Origin of the sequence: Staphylococcus sp. HMSC34G04 (genome assembly GCF_001838765.1) — a bacterium.
GTDB classification, from domain to species: Bacteria; Bacillota; Bacilli; order Staphylococcales; family Staphylococcaceae; genus Staphylococcus; species Staphylococcus epidermidis.
Genome location: NZ_KV838696.1, coordinates 1 through 1,866 on the forward strand (window position 1 = coordinate 1; position 1,866 = coordinate 1,866).

Annotated in this window: 2 protein-coding genes; both read left to right on the forward strand. The window is 33.6% G+C overall.

Going from position 1 to position 1,866, the window contains the following annotated elements:
* Positions 1 to 46 precede the first annotated feature (46 nt).
* Entirely contained in the window at positions 47 to 655 is a 609-nt protein-coding gene (locus HMPREF3241_RS01745; protein WP_070853396.1) for a recombinase family protein, read from the forward strand.
* 393 nt (positions 656 to 1,048) lie between these two features.
* On the forward strand, positions 1,049 to 1,819 hold the full coding sequence (fabI, locus tag HMPREF3241_RS01750) for an enoyl-ACP reductase FabI (protein WP_000609031.1): 771 nt from the start codon (positions 1,049 to 1,051) through the stop codon (positions 1,817 to 1,819).
* Positions 1,820 to 1,866 lie beyond the last annotated feature (47 nt).

Sequence of the window (1,866 nt, forward strand, 5' to 3'; positions counted from 1 at the left end):
CTAAAACGTATGATTAGGGTGTATATTAATTGTGGAGTGAAAATGAATGATTATAGGTTACGCAAGAGTATCTTCGATAGATCAGAATTTAGAAAGACAGCTAGATAATTTGAAAACATTTGGCGTAGAGAAAATATTTACAGAGAAACAATCGGGAAAGTCAGTAGAAAATAGACCCGTATTTCAAGAAGCACTTAACTTTGTGAGAATGGGCGATAGATTTGTCGTAGAATCGATTGATCGCTTAGGTCGTAATTATGATGAAGTGATTAACACAGTTAATTATTTAAAGGATAAAGAAGTTCAATTGATGATTACTAGTTTACCTATGATGAATGAAGTCATTGGCAATCCTTTATTAGATAAGTTTATGAAAGATTTAATCATACAAATATTAGCAATGGTTTCAGAACAAGAACGAAATGAAAGTAAACGTAGACAAGCACAAGGTATTCAAGTTGCGAAAGCAAAAGGTGTATATAAAGGGCGTCCGTTACTTTATTCAGCGAATGCAAAGGATCCTCAAAAACGCATTATCTATCATCGAGTTGTGGAAATGTTAAAGGAAGGCACAGCTATCAGTAAGATTGCGAAAGAAGTGAATATAACAAGGCAGACTGTTTATAGAATTAAACATGATAATGATTTGGTTTAATAAACTTTACTTCGATGCAAATGAGAGATTCTCACAGCATCTCAAAACAGATAATAAAAATCTATGATGAGCTTTTAATAATATAACAAGAAAAGGGAGTGGGACAGAAATAATATTTTCTCAAAATTTATTTCGTTGTATTACCCCGGCAAGGATGACTAGGTTTGAAAAAAGCTTGATTCAAGCGCATTTTCAAATCAGTCAGCTTCTGACAAAATGATAAAATAGGCTGAGACATTTTATTTTGTCCCAGCCTATTTCCTATATGACCAGGTAATAATATTGCTTTATAATTATGAAGCAAAAATGGTAAAATAATAACGTTAGATTAGTCTACATTGTTTGTACAGTGAGATTAAGATATAAAAAACGATGATTAAGGAGTTATTTCGAATGATTAATCTTGAAAATAAAACCTTCGTAATTATGGGTATTGCTAATAAACGTAGTATCGGATTTGGCGTTGCAAAGGTATTAGATCAATTAGGGGCTAAACTTGTTTTCACTTATCGTAAAGACCGTAGCCGCAAAGAATTAGAAAAATTATTAGAACAATTAAACCAAGAAGAGCCAAAATTATATCAAATCGATGTTCAAAAAGATGAAGATGTAGTAAATGGTTTTGCTAAAATTGGCGAAGAAGTAGGCAATATTGATGGCGTATATCACTCTATCGCATTTGCAAATATTGAAGACTTACGTGGACGTTTCTCTGAAACATCACGTGAAGGTTTCTTACTTGCGCAAGATATCAGTTCATATTCATTAACAATTGTTGCGCACGAAGCGAAGAAAATAATGCCAAACGGTGGTAGTATTGTTGCAACAACATACCTTGGTGGTGAATTTGCCGTTCAAAACTATAATGTGATGGGTGTAGCTAAAGCAAGTTTAGAAGCTAATGTTAAATATTTAGCTTATGATTTAGGCCCGGACAACATTCGAGTAAATGCTATTTCTGCTGGTCCAATTCGTACGTTAAGTGCTAAAGGTGTTGGTGGTTGCAACACAATCCTTAAAGAAATTGAAGAACGTGCACCATTAAGACGAAATGTGGATCAAGAAGAAGTAGGTAAAACAGCTGCTTACTTATTGAGTGATTTCTCAAGTGGCGTAACTGGTGAGAATATCCATGTAGATAGTGGTTTCCACGCAATAAAATAATAAATTAAATCAATTGAGTCTGGGACATAAACCCTAGAGAAATAGCC

What these genes read in the sequence shown, in the direction of transcription:
- HMPREF3241_RS01745 (WP_070853396.1), top strand. Translation starts at nt 47, where the DNA reads ATGATTATAGGTTACGCAAGAGTATCTTCGATAGATCAGAATTTAGAA.
- fabI (WP_000609031.1), top strand. Translation starts at nt 1,049, where the DNA reads ATGATTAATCTTGAAAATAAAACCTTCGTAATTATGGGTATTGCTAAT.